The 19825-nt window shown below is 55.7% G+C and carries 19 protein-coding genes; 15 read left to right on the top strand and 4 right to left on the bottom strand.

Annotated elements, in window-relative coordinates; all coding sequences use genetic code 11:
* Window positions 1-4 precede the first annotated feature (4 nt).
* The gene (locus UTM25_RS11330; RefSeq protein ID WP_194401838.1) at window positions 5-811 is read right to left on the bottom strand and encodes a dienelactone hydrolase family protein; all 807 of its coding nucleotides are present in this window, start codon (window positions 809-811) and stop codon (window positions 5-7) included.
* Between the two features lie 255 nt (window positions 812-1066).
* Here UTM25_RS11330 and udp point away from each other — a divergent pair, with 255 nt between their 5' ends.
* From udp to tatD, 9 genes are all read left to right on the top strand, one after another.
* Complete coding sequence (udp, locus tag UTM25_RS11325) at window positions 1067-1828, top strand: uridine phosphorylase (protein ID WP_003860792.1); 762 nt, start codon at window positions 1067-1069, stop codon at window positions 1826-1828.
* 139 nt (window positions 1829-1967) lie between these two features.
* Complete coding sequence (rmuC, locus tag UTM25_RS11320) at window positions 1968-3425, top strand: DNA recombination protein RmuC (protein WP_194401837.1); 1458 nt, start codon at window positions 1968-1970, stop codon at window positions 3423-3425.
* A gap of 66 nt (window positions 3426-3491) precedes the next feature.
* Entirely contained in the window at window positions 3492-4247 is a 756-nt protein-coding gene (gene ubiE, locus UTM25_RS11315; protein WP_023309612.1) for a bifunctional demethylmenaquinone methyltransferase/2-methoxy-6-polyprenyl-1,4-benzoquinol methylase UbiE, read from the top strand.
* 13 nt (window positions 4248-4260) lie between these two features.
* Window positions 4261-4866, top strand: coding sequence for a ubiquinone biosynthesis protein UbiJ (ubiJ, locus tag UTM25_RS11310; protein ID WP_194401836.1), 606 nt, complete (start codon window positions 4261-4263; stop codon window positions 4864-4866).
* Window positions 4863-6503 (top strand): ubiquinone biosynthesis regulatory protein kinase UbiB, encoded by a 1641-nt coding sequence (gene ubiB / locus UTM25_RS11305; RefSeq protein ID WP_194401835.1) that lies wholly within the window; start codon window positions 4863-4865, stop codon window positions 6501-6503. The genes ubiJ and ubiB overlap by 4 nt, the downstream gene beginning before the upstream one ends.
* 76 nt (window positions 6504-6579) lie before the next feature.
* Window positions 6580-6834: a Sec-independent protein translocase subunit TatA gene (gene tatA, locus UTM25_RS11300; RefSeq protein WP_023309609.1), complete on the top strand. Its 255-nt coding sequence runs from the start codon at window positions 6580-6582 to the stop codon at window positions 6832-6834.
* A 3-nt stretch (window positions 6835-6837) separates the two neighbouring features.
* A complete protein-coding gene (gene tatB / locus UTM25_RS11295) occupies window positions 6838-7380 on the top strand; it encodes a Sec-independent protein translocase protein TatB (protein ID WP_032662846.1) in 543 nt (180 codons plus the stop codon).
* 2 nt (window positions 7381-7382) lie between these two features.
* Window positions 7383-8153: a Sec-independent protein translocase subunit TatC gene (tatC, locus tag UTM25_RS11290; RefSeq protein ID WP_194401834.1), complete on the top strand. Its 771-nt coding sequence runs from the start codon at window positions 7383-7385 to the stop codon at window positions 8151-8153.
* A gap of 41 nt (window positions 8154-8194) precedes the next feature.
* A complete protein-coding gene (gene tatD, locus UTM25_RS11285) occupies window positions 8195-8977 on the top strand; it encodes a 3'-5' ssDNA/RNA exonuclease TatD (protein WP_194401833.1) in 783 nt (260 codons plus the stop codon).
* Here tatD and rfaH read toward each other — a convergent pair.
* On the bottom strand, window positions 8974-9465 hold the full coding sequence (gene rfaH, locus UTM25_RS11280) for a transcription/translation regulatory transformer protein RfaH (protein WP_194401832.1): 492 nt from the start codon (window positions 9463-9465) through the stop codon (window positions 8974-8976). The two genes, tatD and rfaH, sit on opposite strands and share 4 nt — an antisense overlap.
* Before the next feature lie 173 nt (window positions 9466-9638).
* On the opposite strand from rfaH, the gene ubiD reads away from it, so the two are divergent.
* Both ubiD and fre read left to right on the top strand, forming a co-directional pair.
* On the top strand, window positions 9639-11129 hold the full coding sequence (gene ubiD, locus UTM25_RS11275; protein ID WP_161496003.1) for a 4-hydroxy-3-polyprenylbenzoate decarboxylase: 1491 nt from the start codon (window positions 9639-9641) through the stop codon (window positions 11127-11129).
* A gap of 42 nt (window positions 11130-11171) precedes the next feature.
* Complete coding sequence (gene fre / locus UTM25_RS11270) at window positions 11172-11873, top strand: NAD(P)H-flavin reductase (protein WP_008501516.1); 702 nt, start codon at window positions 11172-11174, stop codon at window positions 11871-11873.
* A 182-nt stretch (window positions 11874-12055) separates the two neighbouring features.
* On the opposite strand, the gene fadA is transcribed toward fre, so the two are convergent.
* Together fadA and fadB are read right to left on the bottom strand one after the other, a co-directional pair.
* Entirely contained in the window at window positions 12056-13219 is a 1164-nt protein-coding gene (gene fadA, locus UTM25_RS11265) for an acetyl-CoA C-acyltransferase FadA (RefSeq protein ID WP_194401831.1), read from the bottom strand.
* Window positions 13220-13228: 9 nt separating this feature from the next.
* Window positions 13229-15418, bottom strand: a complete 2190-nt coding sequence (fadB, locus tag UTM25_RS11260; RefSeq protein ID WP_047652237.1) for a fatty acid oxidation complex subunit alpha FadB — start codon at window positions 15416-15418, stop codon at window positions 13229-13231.
* Between the two features lie 190 nt (window positions 15419-15608).
* Between fadB and pepQ the strand changes: the two genes are divergently transcribed.
* The 4 genes from pepQ to hemG are packed head-to-tail and all read left to right on the top strand — an operon-like array spanning window position 15609 to window position 19603.
* The gene (pepQ, locus tag UTM25_RS11255; protein WP_194401860.1) at window positions 15609-16940 is read left to right on the top strand and encodes a Xaa-Pro dipeptidase; all 1332 of its coding nucleotides are present in this window, start codon (window positions 15609-15611) and stop codon (window positions 16938-16940) included.
* On the top strand, window positions 16940-17554 hold the full coding sequence (locus UTM25_RS11250; protein WP_194401830.1) for an IMPACT family protein: 615 nt from the start codon (window positions 16940-16942) through the stop codon (window positions 17552-17554). Before pepQ ends, UTM25_RS11250 begins: the two co-directional genes overlap by 1 nt.
* A 41-nt stretch (window positions 17555-17595) precedes the next feature.
* Window positions 17596-19047, top strand: a complete 1452-nt coding sequence (trkH, locus tag UTM25_RS11245) for a Trk system potassium transporter TrkH (RefSeq protein WP_023309600.1) — start codon at window positions 17596-17598, stop codon at window positions 19045-19047.
* A 10-nt stretch (window positions 19048-19057) separates the two neighbouring features.
* Window positions 19058-19603: a menaquinone-dependent protoporphyrinogen IX dehydrogenase gene (hemG, locus tag UTM25_RS11240; protein WP_194401829.1), complete on the top strand. Its 546-nt coding sequence runs from the start codon at window positions 19058-19060 to the stop codon at window positions 19601-19603.
* The last annotated feature ends 222 nt before the right edge of the window (window positions 19604-19825 follow it).

Genomic DNA, 19825 nt, shown 5'->3' with positions numbered 1-19825 from the left:
TTTATTACGCTTTCTTACCGCCGTACTGGCTAAACCACGCCAGCATTCTCTGCCAGCCATCTTTGGCTGATTCTGCGTGATAGCTCGGACGATAATCCGCATTAAACGCGTGCCCGGCATCCGGGTACACCACAATCTCCGCCTTCGCATTTGCCGCGCGGAGCGCATGGCGCATGGTCTCTACCGAATCCAGCGAAATACCGGTGTCCTGACCGCCGTAAAGCCCTAACACGGGGGCATTTAAATCGGTGGCGATATCGACGGGATGTTTCGGTGAGTTCAGCGTTTTTTCACCCACCAGTTTGCCGTACCAGGCGACAGCGGCTTTGAGCTGCGGGTTATGTGCGGCATACAGCCAGCTAATGCGTCCGCCCCAGCAGAAACCGGTGACCAGAAGACGATGCGGATCGCCGCCGTTGCGCGCCGCCCAGCTGGCGACGTGGTCGAGATCGGCCAGCACCTGCGCGTCCGGGACTTTGCTGACCAGGTTGCTGAGCAGTGTGGGAATATCGCTGTAGTCGTTCGGATCGCCCTGACGGAAGTAGAGCTCTGGGGCAACGGCCAGATACCCTTCCAGCGCCAGCCGGCGGCAGAGGTCGCGAATGTGTTCGTGAACACCAAATATCTCCTGAATCACAATCACGATGGGCAGCGGGCCCTCTGCCGATTTTGGCCGTGCGTGATAAGCAGGCATATTCTCCCCCTGCGAGGGAATGGAGGTCTCACCCGCGGTAATTGCCGCTTCTGGCGTCGACACGATGGTTGAAGCATGTGGGGCCGCAGCAGGTGCAAAACCGGTTTTTTCAGTCATGGCATTCTCCGTACCAATGAGTTAGCGCAAAGGTAAATATAGACACCAGGTTAACAACTCACAGTGCCTTAAACGGTCTATCTTTTGTGCAGCACCTGGCGATATAACTTGTTAATGTGATTTGAATCACCTTTTTATGGAAATTCAATGTAATCATTTTCATTCATGGTGAGGTGTGTCACGAAAATATGCTTACTGCTTCTGTAAAGTACCGTTTTACTTCTTCTGACTAACCGACCCACAGAGGAGTCACCTATGTCTAAGTCTGATGTTTTTCATCTCGGCCTCACCAAAAACGATTTACAAGGGGCTACGCTCGCTATCGTCCCTGGCGATCCTGAGCGTGTGGAAAAGATCGCCGCGCTGATGGATAAGCCGGTCAAGCTGGCTGCCCATCGTGAGTTCACCACCTGGCGCGCAGAGCTGGATGGCAAAGCGGTGATCGTGTGCTCTACCGGTATCGGTGGTCCGTCTACGTCTATTGCTGTTGAAGAGCTGGCACAGCTGGGCATTCGTACTTTCCTGCGTATCGGCACCACCGGCGCTATCCAGCCGCACATCAACGTCGGTGACGTGCTGGTCACGACCGCGTCCGTTCGTCTGGACGGCGCAAGCCTGCATTTTGCACCGATGGAATTCCCGGCAGTGGCTGATTTCGAATGCACCACCGCGCTGGTTGAAGCCGCGAAATCCGTGGGCGCAACTACCCACGTGGGCGTCACAGCCTCTTCCGACACCTTCTACCCGGGCCAGGAGCGTTACGATACTTTCTCAGGCCGCGTGGTAAGCCGTTTCAAAGGCTCAATGGAAGAGTGGCAGTCCATGGGCGTAATGAACTACGAAATGGAATCCGCAACGCTGCTGACCATGTGCGCAAGCCAGGGTCTGCGTGCCGGTATGGTGGCGGGCGTTATCGTCAACCGCACCCAGCAGGAGATCCCGAACGCAGAAACCATGAAGCAGACCGAAAGTCATGCAGTGAAAATCGTGGTGGAAGCAGCGCGTCGCCTGATCTAATCCTCTCTTCTGAAATCAAAGGCCGACGCGTTCGGCCTTTATTTTTTGCGTAGCGCCTCGCAGGAAAACCCTTTCAAACTGGACGTTTATACAGCACAATTCTATTTTGTGCGGGTAATACGTTGATGCAGGGGGCATTGTGGATATCTCAGTCCTGATTTATGCGGTGATTGCGGTGGCGGGCGTGGCGATAGGCTGGCTCATTTCCAGCTATCAGCATGCACAGCAGAAGGCCGACCAGCTGGCCGAGCGCGAAGAGATAGTCGCTGAATTAAGCGCGGCAAAGCAGCAGCTTGCGCTGAGTGACCACTGGCGAGAGGAGTGCGAGTTGCTCAACAACGAGCTGCGCAACCTGCGAGATATCAACACCTCGCTGGAGGCCGATCTCCGCGAAGTCACTACCCGCCTTGAATCCACCCAGCTGCATGCGGAAGACAAAATCCGCCAGATGATCAACAGCGAGCAGCGCCTCAGCGAACAGTTTGAGAATCTCGCCAACCGAATTTTTGAGCACAGCAACCGCCGCGTTGACGAACAGAACCGCCAGAGCCTCAACAGCCTGCTGACGCCGCTGCGCGAACAGCTGGACGGTTTTCGCCGTCAGGTGCAGGACAGCTTTGGTCAGGAGGCCCGCGAGCGGCACACGCTGGCGCATGAGATTCGCAATCTCCAGCAGCTGAATGCGCAAATGGCGCAGGAAGCGGTCAACCTGACCCGCGCGCTGAAAGGGGATAACAAAACCCAGGGCAACTGGGGAGAAGTGGTGCTGACCCGCGTGCTGGAGGCCTCTGGTCTGCGGGAGGGGTATGAATACGAAACGCAGGTGAGTATTGAAAACGATGCCCGCTCGCGCATGCAGCCGGATGTGATTGTGCGGCTGCCGCAGGGTAAAGATGTGGTCATTGACGCCAAAATGACGCTGGTGGCGTATGAGCGTTACTTTAATGCGGACGATGACTACACGCGCGAGTCTGCGCTGCAGGAACACATTGCCTCCGTGCGTAACCACATTCGTCTGCTTGGCAGAAAAGACTACCAGCAGCTGCCGGGGCTGCGCTCGCTGGACTATGTCCTGATGTTCATCCCTGTAGAACCCGCATTTCTGCTGGCACTCGACAGACAGCCTGAACTTATCACCGAAGCGCTCAAAAATAACATTATGCTGGTCAGCCCCACCACGCTGCTGGTAGCGTTACGCACTATTGCGAACCTGTGGCGCTATGAGCACCAGAGCCGCAACGCTCAGCAGATTGCCGATCGTGCCAGCAAGCTTTACGACAAAATGCGCCTCTTCGTGGACGACATGTCTTCAGTCGGGCAGAGCCTGGATCGTGCGCAGGATAACTACCGCCAGGCGATGAAAAAACTCGCCTCCGGACGCGGCAATCTGCTGGCACAGGCCGAATCATTCCGCAGCCTGGGGGTTGAGGTTAAACGCGAGATTAATCCGGAATTGGTCGAACAGGCCACCGCCCAGGACGACGAGTTTCGCCTGCGAGAAGATGCAGACGGACAAAATACAAACAGTGAAGACAATACGTTAGCGGCGGATTTATCACCAGACGAGACTCCAGCGCGTTTCTTTCGCGGTGGTTGAAACGTAGGGCAAACGCGCCCAATCTGTTACACTTCACGAACATTTTACTGATAAGCAGGCTCTGAGATGGCTGACGATTCACAAGACACAACGCACTTTGGTTTTCAGACTGTCGCCAAAGCGCAGAAAGCTGACATGGTGGCCCACGTATTTCATTCCGTGGCGGCGAAGTACGATGTGATGAATGACCTGATGTCGTTCGGCATTCATCGCTTGTGGAAGCGCTTCACCATTGACTGTAGCGGCGTACGCCGTGGACAAACGGTGCTGGATTTAGCCGGTGGTACGGGCGATTTAACCGCGAAATTCTCCCGTCTGGTGGGCGAAACCGGTCGCGTTGTTCTCGCCGATATTAATGACTCCATGCTGAAAATGGGACGCGAAAAGCTGCGTAACATCGGCGTGGTGGGGAATGTGGAGTATGTGCAGGCAAATGCCGAAGCGCTGCCGTTCCCGGACAATACCTTTGATTGCATCACGATCTCTTTCGGTCTGCGTAACGTGACTGATAAAGAAAAAGCGCTGCGCTCTATGTACCGCGTGCTGAAGCCGGGTGGACGTCTGCTGGTGCTCGAGTTCTCTAAACCGATCATTGAGCCGCTGAGCAAAGCCTACGACGCCTATTCCTTCCACGTGCTGCCGCGTATTGGCGAGCTGGTGGCTAACGATGCTGAAAGCTACCGCTATCTGGCGGAGTCTATCCGTATGCACCCGGATCAGGACACATTAAAAGCCATGATGCAGGACGCGGAATTTGAGAACGTTGAATATTTCAACCTGACGGCGGGTGTCGTCGCGCTGCATCGCGGTTACAAATTCTGAGTGGAGGTGTCCCGTGCCCTTTAAACCCTTAGTCTCCGCAGGCGTCGAGAATGTACTGAACGCTTTTCTGTATCGCGCTCCGGCGCTGAAAGCTGCGCGTCAGCGGCTAAACGGGAAGGTATTGCGCATTGTTTTAAAAGAGTTATCGACGCCGCTTGTGCTGGTATTCAGCGAACGCCAGCTTGACGTACTGGGGGAGTGGGAAGGTGAAGCTGACTGCTCGGTCATCACGCACATGAGCGTGCTGCCAAAACTGCGCGATCGCCAGCAATTAACGGCGCTTATCCGCAGCGGTGAGCTGGAAGTGGAGGGCGACATTCAGGTCGTGCAGAACTTCGTTGCGCTCACCGATCTGGCGGAGTTCGATCCGGCGGAGCTGCTCGCGCCTTTTATCGGCGACATTGCCGCCGAAGGCATCGGGAAAGTTCTTCATGGCGGCGCCTCCTTTGCGCGTAAAAGCCTCCAGCGCCAGCAACGCTATGCGGCGGAAGTGCTGACTGAGGAGTGGCGAATGGCGCCCGGGCCACTGGAAGTTGCATGGTTTGCGGAAGAGACCGCTGCTGTTGAACGTGCGGTTGATGCGTTAACCAAACGGCTGGAAAAACTGGAGGGCAAATGACGCCTGGTGAAATTCGGCGCCTCTATTTTATTATTCGCACCTTTTTGAGCTACGGGCTCGACGAGCTTATCCCCAAAATGCGTATCACGCTGCCGCTTCGTATCTGGCGGCGGATGCTCTTCTGGATGCCTAATCGCCATAAAGGTCAACCGCTGGGTGAGCGTCTGCGCCTGGCGCTGCAGGAGCTCGGTCCGGTTTGGATTAAATTCGGGCAGATGCTGTCGACCCGCCGCGATCTCTTCCCGCCTCTGATTGCCGATGAGCTCGCGATGCTGCAGGATCGCGTCGCACCGTTTGACGGCGCGCGCGCGAAAAAGCAAATTGAAGAGGCTATGGGAAATATACCCGTCGAGACCTGGTTTGACGATTTCGACATTAACCCACTTGCATCGGCCTCTATTGCGCAGGTGCACACCGCGCGTCTGAAAGAAAACGGCAAAGAAGTCGTTATTAAGGTCATTCGTCCGGATATCCTGCCAGTCATCAAAGCGGACATGAAGCTGATTTATCGTCTGGCGCGCTGGGTGCCACGCCTGCTGCCGGACGGGCGTCGTCTTCGTCCACTGGAAGTGGTGCGGGAATATGAAAAAACGCTGATTGATGAGCTTAACCTGCTGCGCGAATCGGCAAACGCCATTCAGCTGCGTCGCAACTTTGAAAACAGCCCGATGCTCTATGTACCTGAAGTCTATTCTGACTACTGCAGCCAGAACATGATGGTGATGGAGCGTATCTACGGTATTCCGGTTTCTGATGTGGTCGCCCTGGAGAAACAGGGAACGAACATGAAGCTCCTGGCTGAACGTGGCGTACAGGTCTTCTTTACCCAGGTGTTCCGCGACAGCTTTTTCCATGCGGACATGCACCCGGGCAATATCTTCGTGAGCTACGAGCATCCTGAGGATCCGAAATATATCGGTATCGACTGCGGAATTGTGGGTTCGCTGAACAAGGAAGATAAACGGTATCTGGCTGAGAACTTCATCGCGTTCTTCAACCGCGACTACCGTAAGGTGGCCGAGCTGCACGTCGATTCCGGCTGGGTGCCGCCGGATACCAACGTAGAAGAGTTCGAGTTCGCGATCCGGACCGTTTGTGAACCTATTTTTGAAAAACCGCTGGCGGAAATTTCCTTTGGGCACGTGCTGTTAAACCTGTTCAACACGGCTCGCCGTTTTAATATGGAAGTTCAGCCACAGCTAGTTTTACTTCAGAAAACATTACTTTACGTTGAGGGTGTAGGCCGACAGCTCTATCCTCAGTTAGACTTGTGGAAGACCGCGAAACCTTTCCTTGAATCCTGGATTAAGGATCAGGTTGGCATTCCGGCGCTGGTGCGCTCGCTGAAAGAGAAAGGTCCGTTCTGGATAGAAAAAATGCCTGAAATTCCTGAACTGGTTTATGACAGTTTGCGTCAGAGCAAGAACCTTCAGCACAGCATGGATAAAATCGCCCGCGAACTTCAGTCCAGCCGCGTTCGCCAGGGGCAGTCACGCTATCTCTTTGGGATTGGCGCAACGCTGCTGCTGAGCGGTACGCTGCTGCTGATCAATCGTCCGGACTGGCAGATGATGCCAGCCTGGCTGATGGCTGGCGGAGTGGTAGTCTGGCTAGCAGGCTGGCGAAAAACGCGCTGAGCGTGCGTCGCTATCGACGGGTCGCATACGTATAATGCGACCTGACTCATTAATCATCTATCCCTGAGGAACATGTATGGGTGGTATCAGTATCTGGCAATTAGTCATTATTGCCGTCATCGTCGTGCTGCTGTTTGGCACCAAAAAGCTCGGTTCTATTGGTTCCGATCTGGGCGCGTCTATCAAAGGCTTCAAGAAAGCGATGAGCGATGATGAGAGCAAGCAGGATAAAACCAGCCAGGACGCTGACTTTACTGCTAAATCCATCGCCGACAAGCAAGAAGAAGCCAAAAAGGAAGACGCTAAACGCCACGATAAAGAGCAGGTGTAAGTCGTGTTCGACATTGGTTTTAGTGAGCTCCTGCTGGTCTTTGTGATTGGCCTGATTGTGCTGGGGCCGCAGCGTCTGCCGGTGGCAGTGAAAACCGTTGCGGGCTGGGTTCGTGCGCTGAGATCGCTGGCATCGACCGTTCAGAATGAGCTGGCGCAGGAGCTTAAGCTGCAGGAATTTCAGGAAAGCCTGAAAAAGGTCGAGAAGGCGAGCATGGATAACCTGACGCCGGAACTGAAAGCGTCAATGGATGAGCTGCGCGAAGCGGCGGAATCGATGAAGCGCTCCTATAGCGTTAACGATCCTGAAAAAGCGAGCGATGAAGCGAACACCATTCATAACCCGGTGGTTAAGGGCAGCGAGGAGCAGCGCGAGGGCGTAACGCCTGCCAGTGCTGAACATCAGGCTGCCGCACCAGAACAGACGCCGCAGGAAACCGAATTGAAAAAACAGGCGCAGCCGGAAGAGCCGGTGGCAAAAGCGGCGGAAGTGAAGCCCGCTGCGTCCGTTTCCGAATCATCCCCCTCGTCGAGTGATAAAGCGTAAACATGGCAGTAGATGATACTCAACCGCTGATTACGCACCTCATTGAGCTGCGTAAGCGCCTGTTAAACTGCATTATTGCGGTTTTACTCATATTCCTGTGCCTGGTCTATTTTGCCAACGATATCTATCAGGTGGTCTCTGCACCGCTGATCAAGCAGATGCCGCTGGGCGCAACGATGATTGCAACAGACGTTGCTTCTCCATTCTTTACCCCCATCAAGCTGACCTTCTGGGTGTCGTTGATTGCCTCTGCACCGGTCATTCTTTACCAGGTGTGGGCGTTTGTGGCGCCAGCGCTGTATAAGCATGAACGCAAGCTGGTGATCCCGCTGCTGGTGTCCAGCTCGCTGCTGTTCTATATCGGCATGGCGTTTGCCTATTTCGTTGTCTTCCCACTGGCCTTCGGCTTCCTGACGCATACCGCGCCGGAAGGGGTCCAGGTGTCGACGGATATCGCCAGCTACCTCAGCTTTGTGATGGCACTGTTTATGGCGTTTGGCGTGGCATTCGAAGTACCGGTGGCGATTGTGCTGCTCTGCTGGTTAGGAGTAACGACCCCGGATGACCTGCGTAAGAAGCGTCCGTATATCCTTGTGGGCGCATTTGTTGTCGGCATGCTTCTGACACCGCCGGATGTGTTCTCGCAGACGCTGCTGGCCATACCGATGTACTGTCTGTTTGAGGTCGGCGTTTTCTTCTCGCGTTTCTACGTGGGTAAAGGACGTCGAGCGGATGACGAAGACGATACGTCCGACAAGACCACTGAAGAGTAAAACCAGCCGCCCGTCAGGGCGGTTGTTATATGGGGATTTGCATGTTTGATATCGGACTCAATCTGACCAGCTCGCAGTTTGCGAAAGATCGTGATGAGGTGATTGCGCGTGCGTTTGCCGCCGGGGTGAAAGGGCTGCTGCTGACAGGTACCAACCTGCATGAGAGCGAGCAGGCGCAGCAGCTGGCGCAACGCTACGAACGCTGTTGGTCTACCGCTGGCGTGCATCCTCACGACAGCAGCCAGTGGACCCCGGAAAGCGGGGAAACCCTACGCAGGCTGGCGAAGACACCAGAAGTGGTAGCGATTGGCGAATGCGGCCTCGATTTCAACCGTAACTTTTCCACGCCTGAAGAGCAGGAAAAAGCATTCACTGCCCAGCTTGCGCTGGCGGCAGAGCTGGGAATGCCCGTGTTTATGCACTGCCGCGACGCGCATGAGCGTTTCCTGGCACTTCTGGATCCGTGGCTGGAGAAACTGCCCGGTGCGGTACTCCACTGCTTTACCGGTTCACGGCAGGAAGCGCTGGATTGCCTGGAGCGAGGGCTTTATCTGGGTATTACCGGCTGGGTGTGCGATGAGCGTCGCGGGCTTGAACTTCGTGAGCTATTGCCGGTAATCTCGGCTGACCGGCTGCTCCTCGAAACCGATGCACCTTATCTGCTACCGCGCGATATGAAACCCAAACCGGCATCGCGGCGAAATGAGCCCGCGTATCTGGGGCACATTGTTGAGAGCGTCGCGAAGTGGCGCGGAGAGGATCCGCACTGGCTTTCGGCGCAGACGGATGACAACGTGCGTAATCTGTTCGGGATAAACGTTTAAAGCTTGCGGAAGTCGGTGTTTTTAACGCTCTGCAGCACCTGCTTGTTCAGAAGATTGAGCAACAGCATAGAGCGCGCTTCCCCGTCCGGCTCGGCAAAAATCGCCTGCAGGCCTTCGAAAGCGCCTTCGGTAATCACGACGCTATCGCCCGAGTAAGGAGTTTCGGGGTCGGTGATCCCTTCAGGCTGCTGATAAACCGACAGCTGATGAATGACCGTCGACGGAACCGTTGCCGGGTGGGCACCAAAACGAACGAAGTGGCTGACGCCGCGCGTTGCGCTGATGGTGGTGGTGTGGATGACTTCCGGGTCGAACTCCACGAACAGGTAGTTCGGGAACAACGGCTCACTGACGGTTGTGCGCTTCCCGCGCTGCATTTTTTCAAGCGTGATCACGGGTGTCAGGCAATTGACAGACTGACGTTCAAGATGTTCCTGCGCGCGCTGAAGTTGCCCGCGTTTGCAATACAGTAAATACCAGGCCTGCATAATCACTCTTTCCCTTAGTTCGGGGCGCAAGCATATCAAAACCCTGGCGGGATCGCTAAGTTGATTATAATGGGGGAAAATGGAACAGAACGCATAAGTTCACGCTTATTTAACAAAATTACAGCATCAAGCAGGCTTACGCCGTATAATGAAGCGCTTACAGAGAGGCCATGATTAACTGCATGAAATACCACGATCTCCGCGACTTCCTGACGCTGCTGGAAAAGCAGGGTGAACTCAAACGTATTACACTTCCTGTCGATCCTTATCTGGAAATGACAGAAATTGCTGACCGCACCCTGCGTGCCGGTGGCCCTGCATTACTGTTTGAAAATCCGAAAGGTTACTCCATGCCGGTGCTGTGCAACCTGTTTGGTACACCGCGTCGTGTTGCACTGGGAATGGGGCAGGAAGACGTCTCTGCGCTGCGTGAAGTCGGTAAACTGCTGGCGTTTCTGAAAGAGCCGGAGCCCCCGAAGGGCTTTCGCGATCTGTTCGACAAGCTGCCGCAGTTTAAGCAGGTGCTGAACATGCCTACCAAACGCCTGCGCGGCGCGCCGTGCCAGCAGAAAGTGCTGGAAGGCGATGCGGTTGATCTGACCAAAATCCCTATCATGCAGTGCTGGCCTGAAGATGCCGCTCCGCTGATCACCTGGGGGCTGACCGTTACGCGCGGCCCGCACAAAGAGCGGCAAAATCTCGGTATTTACCGCCAGCAGTTGATTGGCAAGAATAAACTCATCATGCGCTGGCTGTCGCATCGCGGCGGCGCGCTGGATTTCCAGGAGTGGTGCGCTGCGCATCCGGGGGAGCGTTTCCCGGTGTCTGTCGCCTTAGGCGCCGATCCGGCCACCATTCTGGGAGCCGTCACGCCCGTGCCGGATACGCTCTCTGAATATGCGTTTGCAGGCCTGCTGCGCGGAACGAAAACCGAAGTCGTGAAGTGTATCTCTAACGATCTTGAAGTTCCGGCCAGTGCGGAAATTGTGCTGGAAGGTTACCTTGAGCAGGGTGAAATGGCGCCAGAAGGCCCTTACGGCGACCACACCGGCTATTACAACGAAGTGGATAACTTCCCGGTGTTTACCGTGACGCACATTACGCAGCGTGAAGATGCGATTTATCACTCCACGTATACCGGACGTCCACCGGATGAACCGGCGGTGCTGGGCGTGGCGCTGAATGAAGTGTTTGTGCCGATCCTGCAAAAGCAGTTCCCGGAAATTGTTGATTTTTATCTGCCGCCTGAAGGATGCTCGTATCGCATGGCGGTGGTCACGATGAAGAAGCAGTATCCTGGTCACGCTAAACGCGTGATGATGGGCGTATGGTCTTTCCTGCGCCAGTTTATGTATACCAAATTTGTTATTGTCTGCGATGATGACGTTAACGCCCGCGACTGGAATGACGTAATCTGGGCCATTACCACGCGAATGGACCCGGCGCGCGATACGGTGTTAGTCGAAAACACGCCGATAGATTACCTGGATTTTGCCTCGCCGGTTTCCGGTCTTGGCTCAAAGATGGGACTGGATGCCACAAATAAATGGCCTGGCGAAACCGACCGTGAATGGGGTCGCCCGATCAAAAAAGATCCTGCAGTGACCGCGCGAATTGACGCGATCTGGGACGAGCTGGCCATAATGAATAACGGTAAACCCTGAGCTAACCGTTAAGCCCTATAGACTTCCCGACAGAGAGAGCGAATGACAACCTTAAGCTGTAAAGTGACCTCGGTAGATGCCATCACCGACACCGTATATCGCGTCCGTTTAGTGCCTGAAGCGCCATTCTCTTTCCGCGCGGGTCAGTACCTGATGGTCGTGATGGATGAGCGTGATAAGCGTCCTTTCTCTATGGCCTCAACGCCAGCGGAGCAGGAATTTATTGAGCTTCATATTGGTGCGTCAGAGCTTAACCTGTATGCGATGGCGGTGATGGATCGGATCCTGAAGGAACGTGAAATCGTGGTGGATATTCCGCACGGCGATGCGTGGCTGCGCGATGACGAAGACCGTCCGCTGATCCTGATTGCTGGCGGTACGGGCTTCTCTTATGTGCGCTCTATTCTGTTGACCGCACTGGCGCGTAACCCGGACCGTGACATCACCATTTACTGGGGTGGCCGCGAAGAGAAACATCTGTACGACCTGTCTGAGCTGGAAGCGCTGAGCGTAACCCATCCTAACCTGCGCATTGAGCCGGTGGTTGAGCAGCCGGAAGAGGGCTGGCGTGGTCGTAGCGGGACGGTGCTGACAGCGGTGCTGCAGGATCACGGCACGCTGGCAGGGCACGATATCTACATTGCTGGCCGTTTTGAGATGGCGAAAATTGCCCGCGACCTGTTCTGCAACGAACGTGACGCGCGTGAAGACCGCCTGTTTGGCGATGCGTTTGCCTTCATTTAAATAAAAAACCCGCCCCTGACAGGCGGGAAGAACGGCAACTAAACTCTTTCTCTTCGCCAATGACGCCATAACTGCGTTGGCTGCGCTCGTTCACCCGAATCACTTACTTGAGTAAGCTCATCGGGATTCGATCGCTTGCCGCCTTGTTCTGACGCCATTGGCTTTGAGATACTTTTCCTGATTTACACTCTCTCAAACACCGTCGCGATACCTTGACCCAGCCCGATACACATCGTTGCCAGACCAAACTGGGCATCTTTGCGTTCCATCAGGTTAATCAGCGTCGTGCTGATACGCGCCCCGGAGCAGCCCAGCGGGTGTCCGAGGGCGATCGCGCCGCCGTTGAGGTTAATCTTCTCGTCGATCTGCTCCATCAGCCCCAGATCTTTAATGCACGGCAGGATCTGCGCGGCGAACGCTTCGTTCATTTCAAACAGGTCGATGTCGCTGGCGGTTAATCCCGCTTTTTTCAGCGCCAGCTTCGAGGCCGGAACCGGGCCGTAACCCATGATGGAAGGATCGCAGCCCACGACCGCCATCGAACGTACCCGAGCGCGAGGGGTTAAGCCCAGCTCGCGGGCGCGACTTTCGCTCATTACCAGCATCGCCGCGGCACCGTCGGACAACGCCGACGAGGTCCCTGCCGTAACCGTACCGGTGACCGGATCAAACGCAGGGCGCAGGGTAGAAAGCGCTTCTACGGTGGTTTCCGGGCGGATGACTTCGTCGTAGCTGAACTGCTTCAGTACGCCGTCTGCGTCGTGGCCGCCGGTCGGGATGATCTCATTCTTAAAGGCACCGGACTGCGTTGCCGCCCATGCGCGAGCGTGAGAGCGCGCGGCAAAGGCATCCTGCATTTCACGGCTAATGCCGTGCAGACGAGAGAGCATCTCGGCGGTCAGGCCCATCATCCCCGCGGCTTTCGCCACGTTACGGCTCATGCCAGGATGAAAATCGACCCCGTGGCTCATCGGCACGTGGCCCATGTGCTCGACCCCGCCCACCAGGCAGGCCTGCGCATCACCGGTCATGATCATGCGTGCCGCGTCGTGCAGCGCCTGCATTGACGAACCGCACAGGCGGTTCACGGTGACGGCCGGAACCGAATGCGGGATCTCCGCCAGCAGCGACGCGTTACGGGCGATGTTGAAACCTTGCTCCAGGGTCTGCTGCACGCAGCCCCAGTAGATATCGTCCAGCGCAGCAGGATCCAGCCCCGGGTTACGCGCCAGCAGGCTACGCATCAGATGTGCGGAGAGGTCCTCCGCACGCACGTTACGGAATGCACCGCCTTTTGAACGGCCCATCGGGGTGCGAATCGCATCAACAATGACAACCTTTTCCATTGTGACTCCTTAAGCCGTTTTCAGCTCGCCAACCGGACGGGCTGGCTCAACTGCTGGATAGTAGGGTTCGTTATGGCGCGCTTTGTTACGCAGCCCTTCCGGCACCTCATAAAGCGGGCCGAGGTGCTGATACTGCTGAGCCATATCGAGATAGCGGGCGCTGCCGAGCGTGTCCAGCCAGCGGAACGCGCCGCCGTGGAACGGAGGGAAGCCCAGGCCGTATACCAGCGCCATGTCGGCTTCTGCCGGGCTGGCGATGATACCTTCTTCGAGGCAACGCACCACTTCGTTGATCATCGGAATCATCATGCGGGCGATGATCTCATCGTCGGTGAAGTCGCGTTTTGGCTGGCTAACGTCGGCCAGCAGACCATCCACCACGGCATCTTCTTCTTTCTTCGGTTTGCCTTTGCTGTCTTCTTTATAGCGCCAGAAGCCCAGGCCGTTTTTCTGACCGAAGCGGTTAGCGTCGAACAGAGCGTCAATGGCGTCGCGATAATCTTTCTGCATGCGCTGCGGGAAGCCTGCCGCCATCACCGCCTGAGCGTGGTGAGCGGTATCAATGCCGACCACGTCCAGCAGATACGCCGGGCCCATCGGCCAGCCGAACTGTTTTTCCATCACTTTGTCGATTTTGCGGAAGTCCGCACCGTCGCGCAGCAGCTGGCTGAAGCCGGCGAAGTAAGGGAACAGCACGCGGTTGACGAAGAAGCCCGGGCAGTCGTTAACAACGATCGGCGTTTTGCCCATCTTGCTGGCCCATGCCACCACTTTAGCGATGGTTTCGTCAGAGGTTTTTTCCCCGCGGATCACTTCGACCAGCGGCATACGGTGTACCGGGTTGAAGAAGTGCATCCCACAGAAGTTTTCCGGACGCTTCAGCACGCTCGCCAGTTCGCTGATTGGAATGGTGGAGGTGTTTGAAGCCAGCACGGTCTCAGGACGAACTTTGTCTTCCGTTTCTGCCAGCACCGCTTTTTTGACTTTCGGGTTCTCAACAACCGCTTCAACGACGACGTCCACGCGGTCGAAACCGCTGTATTCCAGCACGGGCTGAATGGTGGAGATCACACCTGCAAGCTTCAGCCCGTCAATTTTTCCGCGCTCCAGCTGTTTATTCAGGAGCTTGGCCGCTTCGGTCATGCCCAGCGTCAGGGATTTCTCGCTGATGTCTTTCATCACCACCGGCACGCCTTTCCAGGCCGACTGGTAAGCGATGCCGCCACCCATAATGCCCGCGCCGAGTACCGCCGCATGTTTTGGCGTCTCAACGTTTTTGGTCAGCTGCCTGGCTTTACCCTTCACGAACTGATCGTTGAGGAAGATACCGACCAGCGCGCGAGCTTCATTGGTGTGCGCCAGAGGGACAAAGCTCTGATTTTCGAGCTTCAGCGCTTCATCGCGTCCGAGACGAGCAGCTGCTTCAATGGTTTTCACCGCCGTGATCGGTGCCGGGTAGTGTTTACCCGCCGTCTGCATCACCATGCCTTTGGCGATGGTGAAGCTCATGGTGGCTTCAATCTTGCTGAGTTTTAACGGTTCCAGCTTCGGCTGGCGTTTGGCTTTCCAGTCGAGATCGCCGTTAATGGCCTGACGCAGAATGGCGAGTGCACCTTCAACCAGTTTCTCTGGCTTCACGACGCCGTCGACCAGGCCGATTTTCTGAGCCTGTTCTGCGCCGACATCTTTACCTGCGGCAATGATCTCAAGGGCGCTGTCGGCACCCAGCATGCGCGGCATACGCACGGAGCCGCCAAAGCCCGGCATGATGCCCAGCTTGGTTTCCGGCAGGCCGATGCGCAGGTCCGGCGTCGCCAGACGGTAGTCGGTCGCGAGTACGCATTCGCAGCCGCCGCCCAGCGCGTAGCCGTTAACGGCGGAAATGGTCGGGACAGGCAGATCTTCCAGACGATTAAAGACGCTGTTGGCAAAGTGCAGCCACTGGCTCAGCTGTTCTTCCGGGACCAGGAACAGCGAAAGAAACTCGGTGATATCGGCACCGACAATAAAGGCCGCTTTGTTCGAACGCAGCAGCAGCCCTTTTAATTCAGGTTGTTTTTCAAGAACATCCAGCGCCTGGCCAAGACTGGCCACCGTCGCGGTATCAAGCTTGTTCACTGAGCCGGGGGCATCGAACACCAGTTCGGCAATGCCATCTTCCAGCCAGTTGAGGTACAGGGTGTCGCCTTTGTAGAGCATGTCAGTCTCCTGAATCCAGCAATTGGATCTGGTCATACCAGATGAATCGGAGTGTGGGATTTATGTTAATAAAATGCAAATTACTCATTAAGAAAATGCTGCATTGATCACGGTCGGTGGAAATCACGCAGCCGGAGTGAGGTGTGCTAAGATGCGATGACTTGAGGTCAAAAAAACGAAAGGAAGAATGATGGACTCACTGGCTTCGCTTTATAAAAATCATATCGTTACCCTACAGGAACGTACCCGCGATGTACTGGCCCGCTTCAAGCTGGATGCGCTGCTGATCCACTCCGGCGAGCTGATGAATACCTTTCTGGATGACCACGCTTATCCGTTTAAGGTGAACCCGCAGTTCAAAGCCTGGGTGCCGGTGACTCAGGTTCCAAATTGCTGGCTGCTGGTAGACGGCGTGAACAAGCCGAAACTGTGGTTCTACCTGCCGGTCGATTACTGGCACAACGTAGAACCGCTGCCGACCTCTTTCTGGACGGAAGAGATTGATGTGATTGCACTGCCGAAAGCGGACGGTATTGGTAGCCAGCTGCCTGCCGCACGAGGCAACATCGGCTACATTGGCCCTGTTCCGGAGCGCGCGCTGGGTCTGGATATTCCGGCAGACAAACTCAATCCGAAAGGCGTGCTGGATTACCTGCACTATTACCGCGCCTATAAAACCGACTACGAACTTTACTGCATGCGTGAAGCGCAAAAAACGGCGGTGAATGGCCACCGTGCCGCGCACGAAGCGTTCCAGTCGGGGATGAGCGAGTTCGACATCAATCAGGCCTATCTGACCGCGACGGGCCACCGTGATACCGACGTGCCGTACAGCAATATCGTCGCGCTGAACGAGCACGCGTCTGTGCTTCATTACACCAAACTGGATCACCATGTTCCGTCGGAGATGCGCAGCTTCCTGCTTGACGCAGGCGCCGAGTACAACGGTTACGCGGCCGACCTGACCCGTACCTGGGCGGCGAATGCGGATACCGATTTCGCGCAGCTGATTAAAGACGTAAACGATGAACAGCTGGCGCTGATTGCCACCATGAAGGCGGGCACCAGCTATGTGGATTACCACATCCAGTTCCATCAGCGCATCGCAAAACTGCTGCGTAAACATCAGATTGTGAAAGACATGAGCGAAGAAGCGATGGTCGAGAACGATCTGACCGGGCCATTCATGCCGCACGGTATCGGCCATCCGCTGGGCCTGCAGGTTCACGACGTTGCGGGCTTTATGCAGGATGACACCGGCACGCACCTGGCGGCACCGTCTAAATATCCTTACCTGCGCTGCACCCGTATTCTGGAGCCGCGTATGGTGTTGACGATTGAACCGGGGATCTACTTTATCGAATCCCTGCTGGCGCCGTGGCGTGAAGGCCGGTTTAGCAAGCACTTCAACTGGGAAAAAATTGAGGCGCTGAAGCCGTTTGGCGGTATTCGTATTGAGGATAACGTGGTGATTCACGAAAACGGTATCGAGAATATGACGCGAGACCTGAAGCTGGCCTGATGGAAAGCTGGCTGATACCGGTTGAACCGGTCACCTTTGTTGAGGAAATCAAGAAAAGCCGCTTTATTACGCTGCTGGCGCATACCGACGGCGTAGAGGCGGCAAAGGCGTTTGTCGAATCCGTTCGGGCTGAACATCCTGACGCGCGTCACCACTGTGTGGCGTGGGTGGCTGGGCCGCCGGATGATTCACAACAGCTGGGGTTTTCCGACGACGGTGAACCGGCGGGCACGGCCGGTAAACCCATGCTTTCGCAGCTGATGGGCAGCGGCGTGGGTGAAATTACCGCCGTGGTGGTGCGCTACTACGGCGGCATCCTGTTAGGCACGGGTGGGCTGGTAAAAGCCTATGGCGGCGGAGTTCAGCAGGCACTGAATATGCTCACAACTATCCGCAAAACGCCGCTCACCGAATATACTTTGTTGTGCGATTACGCTCAGCTATCGGGCATTGAAACGCTGCTCAAACAGTTTAACGGCGTCATCGCGCACAGTGAATATCAGGCAATGGTGCAATTACGCGTGGCGCTTCCTCAGGGGGAGCTGGCTGCTTTTTCAGCAAAACTGGCTGATTTTAGTCGTGGTTCGTTGCAATTGCTGCCGATTGAAGAATAATCCCCACCTCACTTTTTTGAATACCAAAGGAAGCGGCAGAGATGCATTTTCGTGCCATAACCCGAATCGTTGGACTGCTGGTCATACTTTTTTCCGGGACGATGATTCTCCCAGGACTGGTGGCGCTTATCTACCGGGACGGCGCGGGGCGGGCATTTACCCAGACCTTCTTTGTCGCGCTGGCGATCGGCTCGCTGCTGTGGTGGCCAAACCGTCGTCAGAAAGGTGAACTGAAATCTCGCGAAGGATTTCTTATTGTGGTCCTGTTCTGGACGGTGCTGGGGAGCGTCGGTTCGCTGCCCTTTATCTTCTCTGAACAGCCTAACCTGAGCATTACGGATGCCTTTTTTGAATCGTTCTCCGGTTTAACAACCACCGGGGCGACGACGCTGGTGGGGCTGGATTCACTCCCGCACGCCATTCTCTTTTATCGTCAGATGCTGCAGTGGTTCGGGGGGATGGGGATCATCGTCCTGGCAGTGGCTATTCTTCCTATTCTGGGCGTTGGCGGCATGCAGCTTTATCGCGCCGAAATGCCTGGGCCGCTGAAAGATAACAAAATGCGCCCGCGTATTGCCGAGACGGCGAAAACCCTCTGGCTTATCTATGTATTACTGACGGTGGCCTGTGCGCTGGCGCTATGGTTTGCCGGGATGCCCGCTTTCGACGCCATCGGACACAGCTTTGCGACGATCGCTATCGGCGGGTTCTCCACCCACGATGCCAGCGTCGGCTACTTCGACAGTCCAACGATTAACACCATTATTGCCATTTTCCTGCTGATTTCAGGCTGTAACTACGGTCTGCACTTCTCTTTACTGAGCGGGCGCAGCCTGAAGGTGTACTGGCGTGACCCGGAGTTCCGTATGTTTATTGGCGTCCAGCTTACGCTGGTAATCATCTGTACCCTGGTGCTGTGGTTCCATGATGTCTACAACTCCGCGCTGACCACGCTAAATCAGGCGTTCTTCCAGGTGGTATCAATGGCGACGACCGCCGGGTTTACCACGGACAGTATCGCGCGCTGGCCGCTGTTCCTGCCGGTGCTGCTGTTATGCTCGGCATTTATCGGGGGCTGTGCGGGTTCTACGGGCGGCGGCCTGAAGGTAATTCGTATTCTGCTGCTGTTTAAGCAGGGCAACCGTGAGCTGAAGCGCCTGGTCCACCCGAACGCGGTTTACAGCATTAAGCTGGGGAACCGCGCGCTGCCGGAACGTATCCTCGAAGCGGTGTGGGGGTTCTTCTCGGCGTATGCGCTGGTCTTTATCGTCAGTATGCTGGCGATTATTGCGACGGGGGTGGATGATTTCTCCGCCTTTGCGTCCGTCGTAGCAACATTGAATAACCTCGGGCCCGGTCTGGGCGTTGTGGCGGATAACTTTGCCAGCATGAACCCGGTCGCGAAATGGATCCTCATCGCCAATATGCTGTTTGGTCGTCTTGAGGTCTTTACGCTGCTGGTGCTGTTCACCCCTACATTCTGGCGCGAGTAAGGAGCCATTGATGAAAACATTGATTCTTTTCTCTACGCGAGACGGACAAACGCGTGAGATTGCCGCTTATCTGGCGTCGGAATTAAAAGAGCTGGGTATTTACTCTGATGTGGTGAACCTGAACCGTGCGGAGCAGATAGCCTGGCAGGAGTACGAGCGCGTGGTAATTGGCGCGTCAATTCGTTACGGGCATTTCCATCCGGCGCTGGATCGCTTTGTGAAGAAGCACACGGCGGTGCTCAACAAATTGCCCGGTGCCTTTTACTCGGTCAATCTTGTCGCACGTAAAGCCGAGAAGCGTACGCCGCAGACCAACAGCTACACGCGCAAGTTTTTACTCAGCTCGCCGTGGCAGCCAGACCTGTGCGCCGTCTTTGCCGGCGCGCTGCGCTACCCTCGCTACCGCTGGTATGACCGCTTTATGATCCGCCTGATTATGAAGATGACCGGGGGTGAAACCGATACGCGTAAAGAAGTGGTTTATACCGACTGGTCGCAGGTGGCCAGTTTTGCGCGGGAAATCGCACATTTAACGGGCGATTCGCGACATAAATAAGCGTTAAGTTTGAAAAGTGAGCGAACGAAAAGTTTTTTGTATTTTATGCTTGTCACGTCGGAATAACTCCCTATAATGCGCCTCCACTGACACGGAACAACGGCACACACGCCGCCGGGTCAGCAGAGAAAAGCGAAAATAAACGCTTGACTCTGAAGCGGGAAAGCGTAATATGCACACCCCGCGCCGCTGCGAAAAGCGAAGCGGCACTGCTCTTTAACA

This window comes from Enterobacter sp. 61D5, from assembly GCF_034107965.1.
GTDB lineage: Bacteria > Pseudomonadota > Gammaproteobacteria > Enterobacterales > Enterobacteriaceae > Enterobacter > Enterobacter cloacae_M.
Note: the sequence above shows the minus strand (reverse complement) of the source record. Positions and strands in the feature narration are given on the sequence as shown.